Source organism: Janthinobacterium sp. NFX145 (genome assembly GCF_049810325.1).
In the GTDB taxonomy this organism is placed as follows: domain Bacteria; phylum Pseudomonadota; class Gammaproteobacteria; order Burkholderiales; family Burkholderiaceae_D; genus Janthinobacterium; species Janthinobacterium rivuli.
The window spans coordinates 3,143,269-3,164,287 of sequence record NZ_CP187360.1 but is presented as its reverse complement, the minus strand read 5'-3'; the positions used below and the strand labels follow the sequence as shown (position 1 = coordinate 3,164,287).

Below are 21,019 nucleotides of genomic sequence, written 5' to 3'. Positions count from 1 at the left end.
ATTTACTCCACCGCCACGGCGGGCGCCGGCGCCGGCGTTTTTTGTCCGCCCGCCGGCAGCACCTGGCGCAAAAAGGCCTCGAACATCAGCAGCGACCAGAGGGGCGCGCTGTAGTCGCGCCGGCCGCTCGCATGTTGCTCGAGCAGCAGGCGCACGTAGTCCATGTCGAACAGGCCGCACTGCGCCAGCGTGGGACCGAGCAGCCGCTGTTGCAGGCGCTGGCGCAGCGGGCCGCGCAGCCAGTCGGCCAGCGGCACGGAAAAGCCCATCTTCTGGCGGTACAGCAGGGTATCGGGCAGCAGCGGGCGCAGGGCTTTCTTCAGCAAATACTTGCCTACACCGCGCCGCAGCTTGAAGTGCGGCGGCAGGCCCGACATCCACGCCACCAGTTCATGGTCGAGCAGGGGCGAGCGCACTTCCAGCGCGTGCGCCATGCTGGCCCGGTCGACTTTCGTCAGGATGTCGCCGGGCAGATAGGTTTTCAGGTCCAGGTACTGCACCTGCGACAGGGGATCTTGCGCGGGACTGGCCAGCGCGTGGCGGCGCAGCACCTCGACGGCGCGGTAGCCCTGCAGGCTGCGCCGCAGCTCGGGGCTGAACAGGCGTGCGCGCATGGCGTCGCCCAGCAGGCTGACGCCGTGAAAATACGCGTCCGTGGTGTCGCGCGCCAGGCCTTCGAAGGTGGTCTTGGCGCGCAGGAAGCGCGGCGCCCAGTCGGCCTTCGGGTACAGCCGCCCCAGGGTGCCGAACAGCGACTGGCGCAAGCCGGCCGGCAGCAGCGGATCCATCGCCTTGCGGACCTTTTCTTCGCGCGTGTGCAGGCGGTAGCGCCGGTAGCCGGCCAGGCTTTCATCGCCGCCGTCGCCCGACAGGGCCACCGTGACCCGCTGGCGCGCCAGTTGGCAGACTCTGTACGTGGGCATGGCGGAACTGTCGGCGAACGGTTCGTCGTACAGGTTGGCCAGCAGGTCGATCAGTTCGAAGTCGTCCTGTTCCACCTGGCGCGCGTGGTGCGCCGTGCCATAGCGGCGCGCCACCAGGTCGGCGTAGCGCGCTTCGTTGTAGGCCGGGTCGCCGAACGAAATCGAACACGTGTTGACGGGCGTGGCGCTGGCCCCGGCCATCAGCGCCACGACGGCGCTTGAATCGACGCCGCCGGACAGGAATGCCCCGAGCGGCACTTCGGCCACCATGCGGATGCGCACGGCTTCGCGCAGGCGCGCCAGCAACTCGTCGGCCGCCTGCGCCTCGCTGGCGGGCGGATTCGGCGTGAACGGGATGTCCCAGTACGCTTGCGGCGCGGGCAGCGGCTGGCCGGCGCGTATCGACAGGGTATGCCCGGGCGGCAACTTGCGCGCGTGCTGGAAAATGCTGCGCGGCTCGGGCACGTAGCCATAGGCGAAATACTCTTCCACGGCCAGCGGGTCGAGCGCGCGCGGCATGGCCGGATGGGCGAGCAGGGCTTTGAGTTCGGAGCCGAACAGCAGGGTGCCGTCCTGCGCCTCGCCGTAATAAAGCGGTTTGACACCCAGGCGGTCGCGCGCCAGGAACAGCAGGTGGCGGCGGCGGTCCCACAGGGCGAAGGCGAACATGCCGCGCAGGCGCTGCACGCATTGCTCGCCCCACTGTTCCCAGGCGTGGACGATGACTTCCGTGTCGCTGCTGGTGCGGAATTGATGGCCGAACTGGCGCAGCTCCGCCATCAGGCTGCGATAGTTATAGATTTCGCCATTGAAGACGATGGCGATGCTGCGGTCGGCGTTGAACAGCGGCTGCTGGCCGCTGGCCAGGTCGATCACGGACAGGCGCCGGTGCGCCAGACCGAGGCCCGGCTCGCGGTGCAAGCCGCCTTCGTCCGGCCCACGGTGGCGCAGGCTGTGGTTCATGCGCGCCAGCAGCAGCACGTCGATGTCGCGCTGGCCCTGCAAATCAAAGATGCCGCTGATGCCGCACATGGGGGGCCTTTCAGGGAATGGTGGACAGGGGAGACGGCTGGCGCGCGCCCGTCAGGCGGTCGTACACGGCCAGGTAGGCGCCGGCCATGGCGGGCAGACTGTGCTCGGCCAGCACCTGGCGCCGCCCGCGCGCGCCGTGGCGCGGGCCCAGTTCGGGCATGCTGTAGTAGTCGAGCATGGCGTCGGCCAGCATCTCGGGCGAGCCGGGCGGCACCAGCGTGCCGCTCCAGCCCGACTGCACCAGTTCCGCGTTGCCGCCCACCTGCGTGGCAACGATGGGCAGGCCCGTCGCCATCGCTTCGAGGATGGTGTTCGAGCTGCCTTCGGCCAGCGAGGGCAGCACGAACAGGTCCATGGCACGCAGCAGTTGCGCCACGTCGTCGCGCGCGCCGGGCAGCCAGGCAAGGTGCGCCACGCCGGCTTGCTGCAGCAGGTCCAGGCAAGTCTGGCGGCACGGCCCGTCGCCGACGATGATCAGGCGCAGGCGCGCGCGGGCGCCCGGCTGCGCCAGCAACAGCAAAAAGGCGTGCACCAGCGAGGCGTGATCCTTGACGGTCGCCATGCGGCCCACGCTGCCGATGACGAAGGCGCCGTTGCACAGGAAACCGGGCGGGCCCACGGCGGCCGGCGGCCCCAGGCGCGGGTGAAACTGCACGCTGTCGACGCCGTTGCCGATGTGCGACACCTGCGTGGGCGCCGCGCCGATGGCGTCCACCAGCCATAGCCCCAGGTCGGCGCTGACGGCGATGAAATGCTGCACCAGCGGCAGCATGCATTTGCGCAGCAGCCGGTATTTGCGGCGGGTGCCGTGCAAGTCGCTCATGTCGCGCCCGTGTTCGCCATGCACGCGCAGGCGCACGCCGGCCAGGCAGGCCAGAAGCTGCGCTTCAAGGCAGCCCAGGTTGCGCGTGTGCACGAGTGCCGGCTGCAAGCGTTTCAGCACGCGGTACAGGTGCAGATAGTGGCGCCAGTCCTTGCCTTCGCGTTTGTCCAGGCTGATGATGTCGACACCCGGGGTGGTCAGGCGCAGGCGAAACGCGGTGGCGTTCTTCATGCAGACGATGGCGTGGCGGTAGCGTTCCGGCGGCAAATGGTTGATCAGGTTGACCAGACCGTTTTCCAGCCCGCCCACGTCGAGCTGGTGGATCACATGCACGATCAGCGGGGCCGTGCTGGCCGCCCCCGTGCCGACGGTATCGAAGTCAAGGGCCATGCGGCAACTCCTGCAAGCGTTGTTCGATGACGGGCAGCGCCGCCCGCATAAAGGCTTGCAGCTGCGCGCGCGGCGGCGGCGCCAGCTCGTCGTAGGCGGCAAAGACGATGATGTCGGCGCCATCCTGGCGCCTGCCCAGCAGCTTGGCTTGCGCCAGCAGCAGTTTTACCAGCACGGGCCTGGCCGTGAAGACACCACCCTGGCGATACACGCGCCACAGCAGCAGGCGTTCGCTGCCGTGGGCCAGCACGCTTTCGCGCACCCCAATCTGGCCGCCGGACAGGTTGACGTGCCGCTCGCCCTGCGCCAATGGCATCCAGCGCGCGCCGTAGGGCGAGGCCTGGTGCGTCAGCAGTTCGGCATCGCGCGCCTGGCGCGCATACCAGTGCAGTTGCAGTCCCACGGGCGCGCCGTCGCCGTCCTGGCGCACATACATGGCGGCAAACCGCGCGGGCGTGCCCGCATACGGCGCCTGCCAGGCAGGAGGAACAGCGGGCAGGCGATGCCAGGCGGGCGGATCGGGCAGTGCCAGCACAACGGCGGGCAGCTTGGGAGCATCATCGCGGTGGCTGGCCAGCGCCAATACCGGCCACACGGCCGCCAGCAGCAGGCAGGCGACGCTGGCGCGCACGGCGGCGCGCGGGGTGGCCGCGCCAGCGCTCAGGCGTGTGGGCCGAGCCGGCGGCACGGCGCGCGCCGGCGGCAGTTCGCGCCAGCGCGCAGCCAGCCAGAACAGCAGCAACGCCACCAGGCCGAAGAACAGCCAGCCATAGATCAGGTGGTCGATGCCCACGGCCAGGCGCATGTCGCTCAGGTGGCCCAGCATCACGATCAGGTAGGCGCGCACGCCATTGGCGAGGATGGGGACGAGCAGGGCGGCGGCCATGACGGCCAGGCGCCGCCGCGCGCTGTGGAAGTTGACATGGGCGTACAGGGCGCCCAGGGCCAGCGCGGCGATCAGGTAGCGCAAGCCGCTGCACGCTTCCACCACCGACCAGTTGCCGGTGGGCAGAGAAAAATTGCTGCCATCGCGAAACACGGGCACGCCCGTCCATTGCAGCGCGGTGACGGTGAAGGCGGCCGTGAAGTCGATCAGCGGGTCCAGGAAGACTTCGCCAAACGGCACGGCGAGAAACAGATACGCGAGCGGAAAGGCCAGCAGGCGCACGGCCGGCCGGCCGAGGATGGCCAGCACGCAGGCGGGCAGCATGGCCGTGGCCGCATATTGTTCCACCACGGGCACGTTGGCGGCGTCGGCCAGCAGCCAGGCCAGGCCCAGTACGCCCAGCAGCAGCAAGCCCGGGCGCGACGGCTGGGGCGCCAGCGCGGCCAGGCGGGCGCGCTGGCGCCAGGCCAGCCAGCAACTGATGGGCACGATCAAGAAACCGTGCGCAAAGGTTTGCGAACGGGACCACAGTTCCAGCATCGACCAGAAGGTGGCGTGGTACAGCAGCACGATGGCGGCCAGGGCCAGCAGCAGGAGCAGCAGCGCTTGCTGCTGGCCCTGGGCGTGCCCGTGCCGCCAGACGGCCGCGTCCGGCAAGCGGGCCACCGGGTCGAGTTGCACGCTCATGTGGATGGCTCCCGCACGGGCAGCAAAGGCGCGATGGCGCCGCTGGCGGCCGCATCGGTATCGGCATCCGTCTCGGCAGGCAGGCCCAGCATGGCGCCCAGGCCCCGCAGATTGCGTTCCCAGTTGTAATCCTGCAAGACCAGCTGGCGCGCCGCAGTGCCCATGGCCGCGCCGCTCCCTTCGGCTGCGCCTGCCTGGGCATGGCGCAGCACGCGCGCCGCATGGTGGATGAATTCGACGTCGTCGCGCGCCAGCAGCAGTTCCAGGCCCGGCTGGGCGGCGATGCCTTCGAGCGCCTGCGGCGTGGCCAGCACGACCTTGCCCATTGCCATCGCTTCCAGTACCTTGTTTTGCACGCCGCGGGCGATGCGCAGGGGCGCCACGACCAGCGCCGCGCCGGCCAGGTAGGGTCGGATGTCGGGCACCTTGCCCGTCACCACCACGCCAGCTATCCTTGCCAGCGCCGTCACGGCGGGCACGGGCGCGCTGCCGACGATATAAAACTGTAACTGGGGAAACTGGCGCCGCAAGGCGGGCCAGACGTGGCGCACGAACCATTGCACGGCGTCGATGTTCGGCCAGTAATCCATGGCGCCCGTAAATACCAGCACCTGCACGCCGGTCGGATAGACGGGGGGCTGGGCTGGCAGGGGCGTGAAATACGCCGTGTCGACGCCGTTATTGAAAAATCCCGTCTTGCGCCGCGCCATCGGGGCGCATTGGCGGAACAGGGCCGCTTCGGCCGGCGAGACGAAGCTGGCGGCCGTGAACTGCTGGGCGATATGGCGCTCGTACTGCAGCAGCATGTGCGCTTCGTGCCGGTACAGCTGCGACATGGGCCAGGGCTTGCTGTCGCCGTACTGGCGCCATTTGTCGGAATCGACGTCGACGAAATCGATCACGCGGTGCAGGGCGCGGCCCGCGCTGCCGTCGATGTATTGCGCCATGGGGCCGGAAAAGGCCAGCGCGTGGCGCACCTTGCCGCAGGACAGCAAGCCGTCGACCCATTGCAGCAGGCGTTCATCGCGGTAGTACTGCACGCTCATGGCCTGGCGCGACAGCAGCGCCTGCATGGCGCGCCAGCGGGCCGCGCCGCGCCGCAAGCCGATGAAGCGCGTGCTGGCGCACAGGGCGGCCACGGTTTTCGCGTGCTGCCAGTCGTCGTCATCGTCGATGAAGCAGCCCAGGTGCACGCGGAAATGCCGGCTCAGGTATTGCAACATGTGCCATGAGCGTATCTTGTCGCCCTTGTTGGGCGGATACGGCAGGCGGTGGGCAAGGAATAGCAGTTCACGCATGGTGGGTCCCGTCGCTTAGCCCAGCTGCCGCACGATGTGCGGCCCCAGCAGGTTGGCCAGCGGCAGCGGCAGGCGGCGCCAGGCGCGGATGAACAGCGCATATTTCGGATTCAGTGGGTTGACCTCAGGCAAGGCCTTGGCGCGCACGAGCTGGTAGGCGTAGGGCAGCGGCTGCGGCGCAAAGCCCCAGTTCTTCTTGAAGTCGTATGCCCCGGTCCCCAGCTTGCTGCGGCCGAAATCGAACAGGCGGTAGCCGCGCGCGCAGGCGCGGCGCATCGCTTCCCAGTACATGAAGTCGTTGGCGCCCGTGCTGCGCGCCAGCACGCTGCCGCCGCCGTAATATGGCAATACTTCATCGCGGAAATAGAACAGCAGCACGCTCGCTTGCGCCTGCTGGCCGTGGTAGACGGTGAGGATTTGGCAGGCGTCGCCAAACACCGTGCGCAGCAGGGCAAAATGGCGGCGCGCGAAGACGGGCGTGCCCAGCCGGTGCACACTGGCCGCGTAAATCGGGTAGAAACGGTTGAGGTCATAGTCGATGGCGCTGTGCAGGCCGCCCGCGATGGCCTTGCGCACGACGGCGCGCTGCTTGCGGGGAATGGCCAACAGGTTCTGCTCGGCATCGGGGAGCAAGGGGCGGCGGAAGGTCGCGTACAGGGGTTTGTGCAGCCAGGAAGGGTCTGCACTTTCTGGCACTTCGCGCCAGCGGTATTCCAGGTGCCCCACGCCGAGGCGCCGCGCCAGCGCCAGTGCCGCGCCGTCAAGCGCCTGACGCACGGCCGCGCTGCCGCCGGCGATGCCGCCGTACACGCAAAAGGGCAGCGAGACGAGGGAAGAGCCGAACAAACGGCTGCGCAGATGGGCCAGCGGCAGCACGCCGGCGATGCGCCCGTCCTGTTCCGCGTACAAGAAATAGCTGTCGTGCTTGAAACCTTGCTCCATGATGGTTTGCCAGCCGGCGCGGTGAAAGAAGGTCGCTTCCGGGCACGTGTCGACAAAGGCATCCCAGCGCGCATGCTCGTGCCCCTGCAGCGACCGCACGGCGATGGCGGCGCGGGACTGTAGCGGGTCGGGAGCAAGGCTGGCCTCGTGCATCATGTGCTTTCCAGAAAAATACGGTCCATGCGGTCCCAGGAGAAATCGCGAGTCAGGCGCCCCAGCCGCGCTTCCATGCGCCCCAGGTTCAGGTAGTGGCGAAAGCGCGTCCTGGCACTCAGGCCCGTCGGACGCGGCTGGCCGGGATCGAGTTCCCAAGGATGAAAATAGAATATGCCAGCTTGCCCGTCGCGCGAATTGATGCGTCGCAAAAGCCAGCGCGACAGTGCATACGGCATCAACCTGAAATAACCGCCGCCGCCGGCCGGCAGGTTGCGCCCGCGCAAGCGTACTGTGCTGACGGGCAATTCCAGCATGCCGTGCGCCCCCCGTGGCCGCCAGGCGAAGCGGGGGGAATCGGGCATGCCGTAGTGGTCGTGGCGGATCGGATAGATGCTGGAACTGTAGCGGTAGCCCGCCTCCTGCAGCACGTCGAAAGCCCACAGATTGGCCGCGCCGATGGAAAAGCTGGGCGCCCGGTAGCCGTGCACGGCCAGCCCCGTCAATTGTTCCAGGATGGTCTTGCTGTGGCGCACATCGTCGGCGAACTGCGCGGCCGACTGGTCGCAGGCGCGCAGGTGCGCATAGCCGTGGCTGGCCACTTCGTGCCCGGCGGCGGCCACGCGGCGCAGCATGGCCGGATAGCGCTCGGCGATCCAGCCCAGGGTGAAAAAGGTGGCGTGGATGCGCCGGCTGTCGAGCAGCAGCAGGATGCGCTCGATATTCGCCTCGACCCGGCATTCCAGGCGGGGCCAGTCGGCGCGCGCGATGTGCGGCGCAAAGGCGGACACCTGGAAGTAATCTTCCACGTCGATGGTGAGCGCGTTGCGCAGTATCAGCGGCGGCGTCATGGCGGCCCCCGGCGCGCCGCCAGCCAGGGTGCGATGACGGCGGCGATGCGCGTGGCCGCGTGGCCATCCCACAGGGGCGGAAGGCGGCCCCGCTTGCCGCCCGTGTCGAGGATGCCCCGCGCCAGCGCCAGGATGGCGGCCGGCTGCGTGCCGGCCAGGGTATTCGTGCCGTCGGTCACGGTGACGGGCCGCTCCGTATTGTCGCGCAAGGTCAGGCAAGGCACGCCCAGGGCCGTGCTTTCTTCCTGGATGCCGCCCGAATCCGTCAGCACCAGGCGCGCCTCTTGCATCAGGCCCAGCATTTCCAGGTAGCCCAGCGGCGGCAGGCGGACGATGGCATGCCGCGCCAGCAGCGGTTCCAGGCCCGCCAGACGCAGGCCGGCCAGGGTGCGCGGGTGGATGGGAAACAGCAGCGGCAGTTGCTGCGACAATTCTCCCAGCGCCCCCAGCAGCGCTTCGAGCTGCGCCGGGTCGTCCACGTTCGACGGCCGGTGCAAGGTCAAGAGTCCATACGCGGGCGGGCAGGCGTGGCCGTGGGTGCGCAGGGTGGCGGCGGGCGTTATCGCGCGCGGCAGCTGCTGCCGCAGGCTGTCGATCATGACGTTGCCCGTAAAATGGATGCGTTCGGGCGCGATGCCTTCGCGCAGCAGGTGGGCGCGCGCGCCTTCCTCGCTGGTCAGCAGCAGGCTGGATAACTGGTCGGTGAGCACGCGGTTGATTTCTTCGGGCATGCGCCGGTCGCCGCTGCGCAAGCCCGCCTCGACGTGGATCACGGGAATGTCACGCTTGGCCGCCACCAGCGCGCAAGCCAGCGTGGAATTGACGTCGCCCACCACCAGCACGGCATCGGGCGCCAGCGGCGGCTGCGCGTCGAGTACGGCGTCGAAGCGGCGCATGATCTCGGCCGTCTGCTGCGCGTGGTTGCCGGAACCGACATCGAGGCAAATGTCGGGCGGGCGCAGGTCCAGGTCCGCAAACAGCTGGCCATTCATGGCCGTGTCGTAGTGCTGGCCCGTATGCAGCAAGGTCACCCGTACGGTGGGCGCCTGGCGGGCCAGCGCGGCCAGGATGGGCGCCATCTTCATCAGGTTTGGACGCGCGGCCACCACGCACAGCAGGTGCGCCGGCGCGGCGGACGCAAGAGTAGGGTCGGACATTGCGGCCTCCTTAGAATTGCATGGTGAGCGTGGCGCTGACGCCGTTTTCGCGGTAATCGCCGCCGCGGTTGCTGGCGTGCCGCGTGTGCCGCACGTCGATGCTGGCCGTCATGTTCTGCTGCAGGATGCGCGTGTAGCCGGCCGTCACGGTGATGTTGTTGTCGTGCCGGGGCACGCTCAGCGAGCGCACGCTGGCGTAGCCGGCATTGGCGTTCAGGCTGGTGCGCGAACTGGCTTTCCAGCTCCAGCCCAGGTTGCCGCTCATCTGGCGCGTGCGGTCTTCGCTGCCAAATTCCACGCCGGGAAGCAAGCCGCTGTCGATGCCGCTGGCCGTTTGCGCCGTGCGGTCGACGGCCGTGATGCCGGCGATCATCGTGCTTTTCGCCGTGGCGCGCGCCATCGTCAGCTTCAGCTGCTTTTGCAGGAAATAGCGGTGGCTGAAGTAATTGATGGCGCCCCGTTCCGGCCCCAGGCTGTTGGCGTAGCGCAGGAAGGCATCGATGCGCAGGCGCCGGTCGCGCGCATTGGGAAAGATGCCGCGCCACAATTGATCAAGCAACTGGCCCGCGTCGCGGTCGCCCAGGCGTGAAAACTGCGTCGGCAGGGTGGTGATGTTTTCGCTGTAGTTCAGTTGCCAGTTGGTATGACGCTGCAGGAAAGTGGCGTCCAGGCTGTAGGTGTTGCCAAAAAAGCGTTTGCCCGTGCTGAAGGCCACGCTGGTGCGCGGCGACGGCGTCCACACGCCGCCCAGCGACCAGAAGCGGCCAGCCGGCGCCTTGCCGCTGGCCGACACATAACCTTCCTTTTCCGTGCCGCCGCTGGCCGTGGCCGCCCATTTGCTGCTGAACGGATAGCGCAGGCCCACGCTGCTGCGCTGCATGCGCATGGGCGCCAGCTTGCTGTCCTGCGTGCGGCGCACGTCGTGGCTGGCGTTCCAGGTCCAGCCCTTGCCGCGCGGCTCGCCGCTGAGCAGCAATTCCATTTCATCGCTGTGCACGGACAGCAGTGCGCCGCCGCTGTCGACCGTGTTGCGCGTGTAGCGCAGCTCGGTCGTGGCCAGGCCGCGGAAACGGTGGCGCAAATAGGGACTGATGCCGGTGGTGCGCACGGTGCTGGCATTGTCCGTATCGGGCAGGTCGTCGATCAATTGCGGGCCGAACGGCGAGATGTTGCGCCGGCTCACGCTGGCGTCCGCATCGATGAAGAACCAGTCCTTGACCAGTTCGGCGTCGGCCGAGGCGCCCAGTTCGTGGTGCTCGGTATCGGCGCGCTGGCCGGACAGGTATTTGTGCCAGCTGTAATCGAGGTGCATGCGCAGGCGGGGGCCCGTGCCGATGAGGGCGATGGCGGGCGCGATTTCCGTGATGAAGTCCGATTGCGCCTTGCCGGGCGGCGCGCGCAAGGCATTGTCCGTATAGCTTTCGCGCAGGCGCAGCGACGGCTGCACCAGCCAGTCGACGGCGCCGGCCGGCAGGGGCAGCAGCAGAGATAGCAACGGCAGCAACGGCAGCAGCGGCGATGGCGGCGGCGTTAGCGAAACCCGGCGGCTAATCGTAATGGCCATAGCCGTAGTAGTCGTTGCCGGGGAACGATTTGGTCTTGTTGTAGATCAAATGTATGTGTTCGCACGACTCGATCTGCCGCAGCGCTTCCTTGACGGCGTGCTGCGTCGTCGTTTCCGCCTCGACCACCATGACGACTTGTCCCATCTGCCCGACCAGCGCATGCGCCTCGCTGGTGATCAGGAGGGGCGGCGAATCGAAGACGACGATGCGGTCGCCATAGCGGCTGGCAATTTCCGCCAGTAAGCGGCTCATGGCCCGGCTGGCCAGCAATTCCGTCGCGTGCTTGTTGCTGCGCCCGGCTGGCAGGATGCTCAGGTTGGCCACATTGGTTTTCAGGATCACGTCGGCCATGGCCAGTTGCGGGTCGAGCAGGATATCCATCAGCCCCGGCTCGGGCGGCAGGCCCAGCACTTTCAGCACGGACGGGCGCGCCACGTCCGCATCGACCAGCAGCACCGTGATATCCATTTCCATGGCGATGCTCATGGCCAGGTTGACGGCGCAGTAAGTCTTGCCTTCGCCCGGCATGGCGCTGGTGACGACGATGAGGTTGCCGTGGCGGATGGCCTCGGCGCCGCTGGCGCGCGCCTGGCGCAGCAGCGGGCGCTTGATGATGCGAAAATCCTCGGCCACCGCGCTGCGCCCGCCGTCGTGCGTGAGCATGCCTTGCTCGGCCAGCCGGTCCAGGTTCAGGGGGCGGTAGCGGGGCGAGCGGGCCGCGTCCGCGCCCTGCGTACCGTTCACCGTATAGGGCACGCCGGCCTCGGCCACGCCGAGGATGGTGGATTCGTGCTTGCCGCTGTCCTTGCTGCTCATCGTCGCTCCTTGGGATCTAGAATTTCAGCAGCGCGGCCGTCATGACCCCGCCGTACAGCACGAACAGGCTGCCCAGGCAGGCGCCGAAGCCATAGCGGGCGCGGCGGCGGCGTACTTGCTGCAGCGGCGTCCAGTTCATCGATACCGTGCCCAGCACGTTCAAGCCCGTGGCGTCGCGCAGTTCGGAAGGACTGAGGAAGGTGGGGCGCACCTGGCTGATCAGGAGGGCCGTGGCGACGCCGGCAATCAGGGCCGCGCCCAGCGCCGCGGAAAACAGCAGCGGGCGGTTCGGGCCGACGGGCGCATATTGCACCGTGGGCGGGTCGATGATCTTGAAGGCCATCATGTCCGTGGTGGAACTGAGTTCGCCCGACAGCTTGGCCGCTTCGCGCCGGCCGATCAGCTTTTCATAGTTTTCCTTGTTGATGATGTAGTCGCGGTTGAGCTGCGCCAGCTGCGATTCCACCTCGGGCACGGCATTGCTCTGCGCCAGCAGGCGCTCGTTGCGCGCGCTGTATTCCTGCACGCGGGCGCGGATGGCGGCCACCTTGGCGTCAGCGTCCGTCAGCGCCACCTTCAGTTGCTGCAGCATGGGGCTGTAGTTCTTGCCCGGATCGCCGGCCGCCGTTTTCAGCTTGCTTTCCTCGATCTTGCGTTCTTCCAGCTGGGCCACCAGGCGTTTCGAGGCGATGATGTCGGGATGCAATTCCGTAAATTGCATGCGCAGGCTGTCAAGGTTCTTGTTGATCGATGCGATGCGCTCGTCGAGTTCGGGATTCGTGATGGCCGCCGCGTTCGGTTCCAGGTCGAGCACGGGCTCGTCGCCTTCGATCTGGCTCAGGATGGCCTTGCGCGATTGTTCCGCCTCGACCAGTTCCAGCTTGGCATTGTTCAGGCTATCGGACGACATCAGCAGCTGGCTGCCATAGTCGATGCCCTGGCGCGGCAGCAGCAGGTTGTTGCGGATCTTGAATTCCTTCACCAGGTTTTCCGCCGCGCTCAGTTTGTCCTCGTAATTCTTGATCTGCTCGTCGATGAATTGCACCGCCTTTTGCGAATCGCCTTTCTTGCCCTGGAAACTGCCTTCGACAAAGATGGTCAGCAGGCTTTGCACGACGTCGCGCACGAGCTTGGGGTCGCGCCCGCTGTAGCTGATGGTGTAGATGTCGTAGGCGTTGGTGCCGGTGATCTTGATGCGGCTCATCAGTTCGTCCAGCTGGGCCTCGTGCTCGCGCACGGTCTTCGAACCCAGGTCGAGGTCAACCATGCGCATGACGCGCTCGACGTTCGGGCGGCTGAGCAGGGTGCGGCTCATGATGGCTACCTGCTGTTCCGTGTTCGGCACGCTGGTCATGCCGGCCATCAACGGCTTGAGGATGGTTTGCGTATCGACAAACACGCGCGCCGACGTCTGGAAGTCGTCGGGCAGGGAGATCACCCGGATGAAGCCGGCGATGGCCACCAGCCACGCCACCACGACCGCGTGCCAGCGGTACTTCCAGATGCCTTTCAGGCTGGACAGCAGTTGCTGTATCAAGTCTTCCATGTCGCTTCCTTCAGGTGGCGGTGCGGTGCTGCACGGGAGATGGGCTGGCGGCGCGGACAACAGCGGCATCTTGCAAGAAATGCTTGCCTGTTGGGTAAGCAAAGTATAGGGCGGCTGTGGAGCAAGATTTCCCAAGATGATTGCTTCTTGATACGCCTCAAGGTTCTCTTGCCGAGTTTTAATAATCATAGGAAGTTCGCGGCCCAGGCTGGTTCTGCGGGGCCGACCATGGATGCGCCATCGACTCGAAGAGGCTCCGCATGAATCCGTTTCGCCGTGCATTTGTCCGTAACGCGCTGGGCCTGGCCCTTTCTGCCAGCCTGCTGGGCGCCTGCCGCACGTCCCATCCGCTGGCACCGTCCGACGACAGCGCGCCCATGCACGATTACCTGATCGGGCCGGGCGACTCCGTCAACATCATCGTCTGGCGCAACCCGGAAGTGTCGCTGACGGTGGCCGTCCGGCCGGACGGCAAGATCACCACGCCGCTGGTCGAGGATTTAGCCGCCAGCGGCAAGACGTCGACCCAGCTGGCGCGCGACATCGAGCAAGCCTTGAGCAAATTCATCCAGCAGCCCGTGGTGACGGTCATCGTCACCAATTTCTCGGGGCCGTATGGCGAGCAGATCCGGGTGATTGGCGAGGCGGCCAAGCCGCAGGCGCTGCCGTACCGGCTGGGCATGTCGCTGATGGACGTGCTCATCGCAGTGGGCGGCATCACCGATTTCGCGGCCGGCAACAAGGCCAGCATCATCCGCATGCGCGAAGGCAACCAGCAGCAGCTGCGGGTCCGCCTCGATGATTTGCTGAAGGAAGGCGATATTTCCGCGAATGTCATGATGCGGCCGGGCGATGTGCTGCTGATACCGGAAAGCTTTTTTTAACAGCGGCCTCGGCAATATCAAAACAACACTTATATTTGTCATTTTGTATTTTTCGGCAAATTTCAGCGTGTAATTTTGCTATCTAAAGGTGAAATTCTTCTGTTTTTTTAACTAAAGCTGGGAACTTCTCCAGTTTTTGTCTTGTCACAAGGCATTGGCTTCAGTCCGTCTCAACGGCAGCCGATGAACGTGAGGACAAGATGAGCTTTCAAGATGAACCCATTATTTCCTTCGACACGCCAGGCGCCCTGAGTGACCTGGTGGTGGGCGAGGGGCAGATCGACCCGGCCATGGAGCACGAGCTCGACCTGCAGCGCTTTCATATCCGCATGGCCAATTCGCGTGGCCGGCGCGAGGCGGCCAGTTTGCTGATCCGCAAGATGTACGGCTGGCGCGGCTATGCCGTCGATCCCGGCACCGCGCATGCGCTGAATAAAATCACGCTGTTTGCGGAAACGGCCGGCAGCACCGTCGGCACCATGACCCTGTGCCTCGACAATGACGAGACGGGCTTGCCTGCCGATGAAAACTTCCGCGACAAGCTCGACGTCCTGCGCGAGCAGGGCCGCCGCCTGTGCGAACCGTCGCGCCTGGCCATCGACAAGGGTGTGAGCAAGCGCGTGTTTGCGGCGCTGATTCATATCTCTTATATCTATGCCCATAATATTCACGGCTTTACGGATTACGTGATCGAAGTCAACCCGCGCCACGTGGTGTTTTACAAGCGCATGCTGGGCTTCCAGGACTTCGGCGGCGAGCGCGAGTGCACGCGCGTGGGGGCGCCGGCCGTGCTGCTACGGCTGGACCTCGATTACATGGGGGCCCAGATCCGCAAGTACGGTGGCCTGATGGAACAGCATGGGGGGGAACGGTCGTTTTACCCCTTTTTTTTCCCGACATGGGATGAGCCTGGCATTACCGACCGGCTGAGGCAGGGGCGCAACTGAGAAGTCATTTATTTTTCAGCAAGATCGCCTGCATGTGGCTGCCTGGAATGGCGTAAGTGATGCCGCTGGGCGCGCTGATGGCCGTCTCCTTGAGGCCCTTGACGTACACCATGTTGACGATACCGTAGACGAGACCGGTCTCGGGATCGAACAGCGGGCTGCCGCTGCTGCCCGGATACGCCGTCGCGTCCAGCTGGAACACCGTGTACGGCGCCTTTTGCAACTGCGCCAGGCGACGCACGTCGAGGCGCTGCGCATTTTCGCTGGGCATGACCACGGGCGTCAGCGATGACACGGTGGCGCGGTGCGTGACGTGGTGCAGTCCCAGCAAGGTACCCAGGGGAAATCCTGTAAACGCCATGGCCTGGCCTTCGCGCACCGTGGCCGCGTCGCCCAGCGCCAAGGCGGGCAGAGGTGCGCCCGCCAGGCGCAGCAAGGCCAGGTCGTGTTCCGTGTCCAGCGCCTGGACCTTGGCGGGGCGAAACTGCGCCGCCTCGCCCTGGCCCGTGAGTATGCCGATGACTTCGTTCGGATTGGCGTCGAGCAGTTTCTGGATCACATGGGCGCAGGTCAGCACGCTTAAGCCGTCGCCCGTCACGAAGCCTGTGCCGATGAAGTTCATCGGCGGCGTGCGCGTCTTTTGCAGGCTGCCCACGCCGACGATGGACGGTTTGACGCGCGCGATGGTGTGCGCCAGCGGCGCATCGGCGCGGCAGGGCGCGGCAACCAGGAGCAGAAAAAGGCAGGACAGCAAGGCGGAGAGCAGGGCTTTCATGGCGGTGTACTTTCAACGGGAGGAGATGACACGGGCTGCAGCAGCGCGCACAGCAGCATCAGGTAACACAGCAGGGCGATGCGCGGCACGTCGAGCAGGCTGTCGAACAGGCCGACGACGAGAAAACCCAGCAAGGCTGCGGCGCAGGCCAGCGCGCCCGGATCGCCCCGCGCGGCGCGGCGCAGCAGGCGCTGGCCGGCCGCAGCCAGCAGGGCCAGCATCGACAGGGCGCCGCACCAGCCCGTTTCCACCAGCAAGTGCAAGGCCATGCTTTTGATATGCCATGGCAAGTGGTGGTGGTCGCTGCTGAAAAACCAGTAATTGTTGGCCTGGGTAAAGCGCCCATTGGCGATCAGTTCCTCGCCACCCGGTGCGCGCAAGCTCAGATTGTCGACTTCGAGCACGGACGAGGTGGCCGTGCCGCTGGCCGCCAGTTCCAGCTGCACGGGCGGACGCAGCAGCCAAGCGCCCGCGCCCAGCCAGGCGCTGTCGAACGGCACGTCATAATGCTGCCAAGCACTGGCCTGCGTGCCAGCCGGCGCAGGGCGCAGGCGCAACGGAACGTTTACGCAGCCTTGCGCATACAGCAATTGCCGCTGGCACAGGCGCACCAGCAGCACGGGCATGGGGCCGGTCCGGCGCACGTCGAGCGCCAGGGTGTAAGGCGTGGCAGGCTGCACGGGCAGGCGTTGCAGCAGCCGCAGCAGTTCGCCATAGCCGGCGCTGTAGCCGGGACTGGCCAGGCGCACATACCTGTTGCCAGGATTGTCCGGGTTGCCGCCTTCCTCGGCATACGCGATGCTGGCCGGCACCTCGCGCTGCGGATTGTGCCAGTAATACGTGGCGGGGAAACTGCCGAACCCCATGCCGAACAGGCGGTCGCCCCAGTCGGACGGCTGCATGGCCAGCACTTGCCGCCAGTGGCGCAAGCGGCCTTGCATGTCGAAGGCCGTGGTCGAGAAACGTTCTGTGGCGTAATAGCTGGCCGAGACGGGTATGGCCAGCAGCAGCAGGATGCCGGCTGCGCCCGCGATGCTCAGGCTGGCCCGGTCCAGCCGCCACAACGGCGGCCGCAAGCGTCCATTGCACAACATCAGCGTGGCCAGCCCCACGACGAGGCCGGCGGGCAGCAGGGCCGGCGGTCCGGCCCAGTGCCAGCCTATCCAGGCGAGGTTGCATGCCAGCATGGTCCACGCCATCATTGCCAGGCCCAGCCTGGCCGGCCCTTTGCCGCCGGTGCCGCTGGGCCACAATGCGCCCGCCAGCAGCGCGGCCGCCAGCAAAAACAGGAAATATGGACCTTTCAGCCAGCCGGCCGTTTGCTGGCCTGTCCCTTCCGGCCACCAGGCGGCCAGCAAGCCCTGCAGGCACAGCGCGCACAGCAGGCTGGCCGGCGCCAGACGCCACGGCAAGGGCCGCGCCGCCAGCACGAAACTGGCCGCAAGCAGGACGACGGCAGCCAGCAAGCCCCGGTAGCCGGCCAGGCTGAACATGTACACGAGCAGGACCGTGCCCAGACCGGCCAGCAGCAGCCTCAGCAAGATTTTGCGCACGGGCGGCTGGCCCGGTGGGTGCCGCGCCGCAGCGGGCACCGTCCGCAGGGTGTGCCAGAATGCCAGCAGCATGGCTGCGGCCAGGGCCGCGTACAAGCCCCGCGAAAAGGTGGTGAATGCCGCGTGCAGGGCCAGGCCCAGCAGCAGCAAGGCCAGCGCCGCCTGCCAGCGGCTGCGCGCGCGCGCCAGCCACAGGCCCGCAAACGGCAGGCTCAACGCCAGGTAGCCGTCCAGCGCGGCGCCGCCCGTGTGCATGGCGGAAAACGGCGCCGTGATGCGATAGTCGCTGGCCAAATTCGACAGGCCGGGAAACACGGCCCGTTCCCACAGGGCGAACAGCGACACCATGGCCAGTCCGGCCAGCATGCCCGGCAGCGCGTAGCGGCGCAAGGCGGGAGGATCCGCGTCGCGCAGCAGCAGCGGCAGCAGCAGCATGCTCCAGGCCCAGGCCTTGCCCAGCCGCAAGCTGTTGTAGGGGCTCAGATAGTTATCCCAGGTATTCAAGTCGAGGTGCGGCAGCGGCAGGACGCCGCGCAGCATCGCCACCAGCCAGGCCAGGCTGCACAGCAGCAAACAGACGCGGGCGGCGGGCAACAGCCGCGCCGCTGCGCCTTGGGCCGGCCCGCCCAGGCGCCAGTAGCCGCAGGCCACCGTCAGCAACAGCAGCAGATCGATTTCTTCCAGGAAGAACCAGCCCGTCCACGGCGCCAGGTCCAGCACGGGCAGCAGGGCGGGCACGCAGAACAGCCAGCTGGCGGGACGCCAGCACAGCAGCAGAAAATACGCGGGCAGCAGGATGGCAAACAGCAGGCCGGGCCAGCCGTGGCCCAGCGGATAGTGGCGCAAGGCCAGCACGCAGGCCGCGCCCGCCAGCAGGGCCAGCGGCCGCGCCGCCACGCCGGGCATGGCCGCGTGCACAGCCATGGCCTACAGTTGGGTCAGCAGGGCTTGCGCTGCGGCCCGCTGCGGAAAGTCCTTGTTGGCGGCAAGCAATTGTTCCAGCTGCTTGCGCGCGCCGCCCTTGTCGCCTGATTTCGCCAGCGCCGCGCCCAGGTGGTACGCCACTTCGGGCGACTTTGGCGCCAGCGCCGCCGCCTTGCGCAGCAGGGCCGTGGCGCGCTTGACGTCGCCTTGCTCCAGCACGATCCAGCCCAGGGTGTCGAGCACGGCGGGATTGTCGGGCGCCAGCTTCAGCGCCTGCTCGGCCGTGGCCTGCGCGCGCGGATCTTTTTCCTGCTGATACGCCCAGGCCAGGTCGTTCAAGGCCACCACATTGGCCCCATCCTTGGCGACGACGTACTGGAAGTGCTCGATGGCGGCGCGGTATTGCTTTGCCGCCAGCCGGGTGCCCGCCAGGAAGGTGCGCGTAGGCAAATCTTCCGGATGCGCCTTCAGCCAGGTGGCCATGCGCGCCTCGGCTTCGCGTTCTTGCCCGGACGCCTGCAAGGCGCGGTACAGCTGCACCTGCAAGGGGCCGATGGGGCTGATGCCGAAGGCGTGCTGGTACAGCTTGACGGCTTGCTGCGGCAGCTTTTGCTCCATCAGCACGTCGCCCTCGAGCTTGTAGCCGGCCGCCAGCTTCGGCTGCTGTTCCTGCACCTGGCGCGCCACGGCCAGCGCCTCGCGCTGGCGGTTCAGGGTCAGCAGCATCGCCACTTCCACCACGCGCGCTTCGAGCAGGGCCGGGTCAAGCGCCTGCGCCCGCTTGACGGCTTGCAGCGCATTGTGATGGTCGCCCAGCGCCAGGTGCAGGCTGGCGATGCGCATCTGCAGGGGGGCGGACGTGGTTTGTATGCTTGCCAGCTTGTTGTAGCTGTCGAGCGCGGCTGGCGCCAGGCCGGCGCTGTATTCCACCTGGGCGCGCAGGGCCAGCGCATCGGCGTCGCCCGGATGGCCCGTTTGCAAGGTGCGCGCCAGTTCCAGTGCCTTGTCGGGTGTACCCGTCTTCAGGTAAAAGTTACTCAGCAGCAGGGCCGGCGCGACGGCGTCGGGATTGTCGCGGTGGGCCCGCTCGAGCCAGCGCCGCGCCTCGTCCGTCTTGCCCTGCGACGCGGCCAGCTTGGCCAGCGCCGCGCACAGGTCGGCATTTTTCGGCGCCTTCGCCAGCGCTTTTTCGAAGCGCTGTTTCGCCTGCTCCGGTTTTTTCTCGGCCAGGTCGATCTGCGCCAGGTTGTTCAGGGCGGGTAAATAGATAGGGTCCATGCCCAGGGCTTGCTCGAAGCTGGCGCGCGCGGCCGGTAAATCGCGCAAGGCCAGGTAGACGCCGCCTTTCAGGTTCAGCAGCAAGGGATTCGTGCCTTTCTGCTGTTGCTCCATCATCTTGACGCTGGCCAGGGCCTTGTCGTTCTGCTTGTTGCGCAGCAAGGTCATCACCAGCATGGTGCCTGCTTGCGGCGTGCTCTTGTCGAGCATGCTGGCGCGTTCCAGTTCATTGATGGCGCGGCTGTGCTCGCCCATGCCCAGGCGGCTGATGCCCAGCGCCGCGTGCAGCCTGGTCGTATCCGGCGCCAGGGTGCTGGCCTGTTCGAAATACGCCGTCGCCTTGTCGTACTGGCGCGCGCGCAAGTGGGCTTCGCCGGCCAGCGACAGCAATTCCACGTCGTCGGGGAAGGCGGCCAGCATCGGTTGCAGCAAGTCGATGGCCGTATCGGTCTTGCCACGCATCAATTCGATCGACGCCATCATCTTGACGGCATACAAGTGTTTGGGATACACGGCGAGGAAGCGCCGCAGGTAGTTTTCCGCCTGCGGCGGCGAGCCGAGCGCCAGTTGCACGGCGCCGGCCAGCAGGATGGACGGCATGTGATCGGGCGCCGCCTTGAGCACCAGTTGCAAGGCTTGCAAGGCCGCCTTGTTCTTGCCCTGGCGGAAATCGAGCAGCGCCTGGGCTTGCAGCAAACCCAGGCTGTTGGGCGCCGTCTTGCGCGCCGTGGCCAGCTGGGCCGCCGCTTCAAGGTAGCGATTTTCCACGATATCGAGGTTGGCCAAGTCGATGTGCGCCTGAGTATTGTCCGGTTTTATCTTGAGAATCTGCATGTAGGCGAGCCGCGCCGCGCCGTTCTTGCCTTGCAGACGCAGCAGGTCGCCCTGCAGGCGCAAGGCGTCGAGATTGGCGGGCGCGCTTTTCAGGGCTTGCGCCAGCAGCAGCTCGGCCGCCTCCACTTGCTGGTCCAGCGCCGCCAGGCGGGCCAGGCCCAGCAAGGCTCCGACCTGGTCCGGATGGGCTTCGAGCAGGCGCGAATACAGGGCGCGTGCCTCGTCCCGGCGGCCCAGGGCCAGCAAGGCATCGCCGCGCAGGGCCAGCACGCTGGCGGGCTGCGCCGCATCGTCGGCGATCTCGGCCAGCACCTTGTCGAACTGGCCCAGCATCAGCCAGGCCTTGCCCAGCAGCGGCATCACTTGCTGCGAAGCGAGGCCCAGCGACATTGCCTTGCGCAATTCTTTCTCTGCCGACAGCGCTTCGCCCGTGTCGATATAGATGCTGCCCAGCAGCAAGCGCGCGGCCGCGTTGTCCGGTTCCTTTTGCAGCAGGTTCTTCAACTGGATGATGGCGGCCCGCGCTTCGCCTTTCTGGCGGTACTGCTGCGCATCGGCCAGCAGGCTTTCGCTGCTTTGCGTGCCGTGGCAAGCCGTCAGCAGAGGCAGCAGCAAAGTACAGCACAGCGCAATGGCGGGCAGGCCAGGGAAAGGGCGGGGCAGGGAACGGGCCATGGAAGTCTCCGGTAGCGGCGTGCGTGAGGGATCGGCATGGCCTAGCTTAAAAAGATGGCCGCCGGTCTCCTTGATTGCGC

The 21,019-nt window shown here is 66.8% G+C and carries 15 protein-coding genes; 2 read left to right on the top strand and 13 right to left on the bottom strand.

All coding sequences use genetic code 11. The features are described from left to right. Nucleotides 1-2: 2 nt before the first annotated feature. Genes ACPJXG_RS14230 through ACPJXG_RS14185 form a run of 10 tightly spaced genes read right to left on the bottom strand, consistent with a single transcriptional unit; the run spans nucleotide 3 to nucleotide 13,069 of the window. Nucleotides 3-1,955 (bottom strand): XrtA/PEP-CTERM system amidotransferase, encoded by a 1,953-nt coding sequence (locus ACPJXG_RS14230; protein WP_425254657.1) that lies wholly within the window; start codon nucleotides 1,953-1,955, stop codon nucleotides 3-5. Between the two features lie 10 nt (nucleotides 1,956-1,965). Then, a complete protein-coding gene (locus ACPJXG_RS14225) occupies nucleotides 1,966-3,168 on the bottom strand; it encodes a TIGR03088 family PEP-CTERM/XrtA system glycosyltransferase (protein ID WP_425254656.1) in 1,203 nt (400 codons plus the stop codon). After that, a complete protein-coding gene (xrtA, locus tag ACPJXG_RS14220) occupies nucleotides 3,158-4,741 on the bottom strand; it encodes an exosortase A (RefSeq protein WP_425254655.1) in 1,584 nt (527 codons plus the stop codon). Before xrtA ends, ACPJXG_RS14225 begins: the two co-directional genes overlap by 11 nt. Further along, complete coding sequence (locus tag ACPJXG_RS14215; protein WP_425254654.1) at nucleotides 4,738-6,039, bottom strand: TIGR03087 family PEP-CTERM/XrtA system glycosyltransferase; 1,302 nt, start codon at nucleotides 6,037-6,039, stop codon at nucleotides 4,738-4,740. The genes xrtA and ACPJXG_RS14215 overlap by 4 nt, the downstream gene beginning before the upstream one ends. Nucleotides 6,040-6,054: 15 nt before the next feature. Beyond that, the gene (locus ACPJXG_RS14210) at nucleotides 6,055-7,134 is read right to left on the bottom strand and encodes a FemAB family XrtA/PEP-CTERM system-associated protein (RefSeq protein ID WP_425254751.1); all 1,080 of its coding nucleotides are present in this window, start codon (nucleotides 7,132-7,134) and stop codon (nucleotides 6,055-6,057) included. Then, the gene (locus tag ACPJXG_RS14205) at nucleotides 7,134-7,985 is read right to left on the bottom strand and encodes an XrtA system polysaccharide deacetylase (protein WP_425254653.1); all 852 of its coding nucleotides are present in this window, start codon (nucleotides 7,983-7,985) and stop codon (nucleotides 7,134-7,136) included. The genes ACPJXG_RS14210 and ACPJXG_RS14205 overlap by 1 nt, the downstream gene beginning before the upstream one ends. Then, the gene (wecB, locus tag ACPJXG_RS14200) at nucleotides 7,982-9,142 is read right to left on the bottom strand and encodes a non-hydrolyzing UDP-N-acetylglucosamine 2-epimerase (protein WP_425254652.1); all 1,161 of its coding nucleotides are present in this window, start codon (nucleotides 9,140-9,142) and stop codon (nucleotides 7,982-7,984) included. The genes ACPJXG_RS14205 and wecB overlap by 4 nt, the downstream gene beginning before the upstream one ends. 10 nt (nucleotides 9,143-9,152) lie before the next feature. After that, nucleotides 9,153-10,706, bottom strand: coding sequence for a TIGR03016 family PEP-CTERM system-associated outer membrane protein (locus ACPJXG_RS14195; RefSeq protein WP_425254651.1), 1,554 nt, complete (start codon nucleotides 10,704-10,706; stop codon nucleotides 9,153-9,155). Continuing rightward, nucleotides 10,690-11,523 carry an XrtA-associated tyrosine autokinase gene (locus tag ACPJXG_RS14190; RefSeq protein WP_425254650.1) on the bottom strand — a complete coding sequence of 278 codons (834 nt, stop codon included), beginning with the start codon at nucleotides 11,521-11,523 and terminating at the stop codon, nucleotides 10,690-10,692. Before ACPJXG_RS14190 ends, ACPJXG_RS14195 begins: the two co-directional genes overlap by 17 nt. 16 nt (nucleotides 11,524-11,539) lie before the next feature. Continuing rightward, nucleotides 11,540-13,069, bottom strand: coding sequence for an XrtA system polysaccharide chain length determinant (locus ACPJXG_RS14185; RefSeq protein WP_425254649.1), 1,530 nt, complete (start codon nucleotides 13,067-13,069; stop codon nucleotides 11,540-11,542). Between the two features lie 260 nt (nucleotides 13,070-13,329). Between ACPJXG_RS14185 and ACPJXG_RS14180 the strand changes: the two genes are divergently transcribed. Together ACPJXG_RS14180 and ACPJXG_RS14175 are read left to right on the top strand one after the other, a co-directional pair. Then, nucleotides 13,330-13,953 carry an XrtA/PEP-CTERM system exopolysaccharide export protein gene (locus ACPJXG_RS14180; RefSeq protein WP_425254648.1) on the top strand — a complete coding sequence of 208 codons (624 nt, stop codon included), beginning with the start codon at nucleotides 13,330-13,332 and terminating at the stop codon, nucleotides 13,951-13,953. A gap of 200 nt (nucleotides 13,954-14,153) precedes the next feature. Next, nucleotides 14,154-14,900, top strand: a complete 747-nt coding sequence (locus tag ACPJXG_RS14175) for an N-acyl amino acid synthase FeeM domain-containing protein (RefSeq protein WP_099401904.1) — start codon at nucleotides 14,154-14,156, stop codon at nucleotides 14,898-14,900. A 4-nt stretch (nucleotides 14,901-14,904) separates the two neighbouring features. Here the strand turns inward: ACPJXG_RS14175 and ACPJXG_RS14170 are convergent, their stop codons facing one another. The 3 genes from ACPJXG_RS14170 to prsT are packed head-to-tail and all read right to left on the bottom strand — an operon-like array spanning nucleotide 14,905 to nucleotide 20,939. Further along, nucleotides 14,905-15,675, bottom strand: a complete 771-nt coding sequence (locus ACPJXG_RS14170; protein ID WP_035818781.1) for a S1 family peptidase — start codon at nucleotides 15,673-15,675, stop codon at nucleotides 14,905-14,907. Next, the gene (locus ACPJXG_RS14165) at nucleotides 15,672-18,152 is read right to left on the bottom strand and encodes a hypothetical protein (RefSeq protein ID WP_425254647.1); all 2,481 of its coding nucleotides are present in this window, start codon (nucleotides 18,150-18,152) and stop codon (nucleotides 15,672-15,674) included. Before ACPJXG_RS14165 ends, ACPJXG_RS14170 begins: the two co-directional genes overlap by 4 nt. 3 nt (nucleotides 18,153-18,155) lie before the next feature. Beyond that, on the bottom strand, nucleotides 18,156-20,939 hold the full coding sequence (gene prsT, locus ACPJXG_RS14160; protein ID WP_425254646.1) for an XrtA/PEP-CTERM system TPR-repeat protein PrsT: 2,784 nt from the start codon (nucleotides 20,937-20,939) through the stop codon (nucleotides 18,156-18,158). Nucleotides 20,940-21,019: the final 80 nt, after the last annotated feature.